Source organism: Azospirillum sp. UFLA03-27 (assembly GCF_059803775.1).
In genome coordinates this window covers 1-562 of sequence record NZ_JAUQTX010000550.1, presented here as the reverse complement: position 1 = coordinate 562, position 562 = coordinate 1, and the positions used below count along the sequence as shown (strand labels likewise).

1 protein-coding gene is annotated in these 562 nt (G+C 68.0%); it reads left to right on the top strand.

Features of this window, described 5'->3' with window-relative positions; all coding sequences use genetic code 11:
* Positions 1 to 88: 88 nt before the first annotated feature.
* Positions 89 to 514: an IS630 transposase-related protein gene (locus tag Q4I23_RS33025; RefSeq protein ID WP_498529047.1), complete on the top strand. Its 426-nt coding sequence runs from the start codon at positions 89 to 91 to the stop codon at positions 512 to 514.
* Positions 515 to 562 lie beyond the last annotated feature (48 nt).

The window sequence follows — 562 nt, the reverse complement described above, 5'->3', positions numbered from 1 at the left end:
TAGAGCCCTTTCAGGGGTTACCGATTCAGAAGGAGTTTACGGCAACTGGGCTGCGTGATTCACCGTCCTCGACGGATGGAGGATCTGCATGGCCCGAGCCTACAGCCAGGATTTGCGGGATCGCGTGTTGAAGGCGGTGGCGGCTGGCCTGTCGGCCCGGCAAGCCGCCGCGCACTACCAAGTGGGGATCGCGACGGCGATCGTGTGGGTGCGCCGGGCGCGCAGCACCGGCGAGACGGCGGCGCGGCGCCAAGGCCCGCCGCGCGGCTCGAAGCTCGATGCTCATGCGGAGTTCCTACTCGGCCTCGTCGCAGCGACGCCCCACCTCACCTTGGCCGAGTTGCAGGTGCTCCTGCGCGAGGAGCGCGGCGCGTCCGCCAGTATCGGCACGCTGTGGCGCTTCTTCGCCGTGCGCGGCATCACGTATAAAAAAAACCGCTCATGCGGCCGAGCAGGACCGCGCGGACGTCGCCGCGGCACGGGAGGCGTGGTTCGAGGCGCAGCCCGACCTTGATCCGACCAAGCTGGTGTTCCTCGACGAGACCGGCGCCTCGACCAAGAT

Coding starts and splice junctions, on each gene's coding strand:
- Q4I23_RS33025 (WP_498529047.1), top strand. CDS start 89: ATGGCCCGAGCCTACAGCCAGGATTTGCGGGATCGCGTGTTGAAGGCG.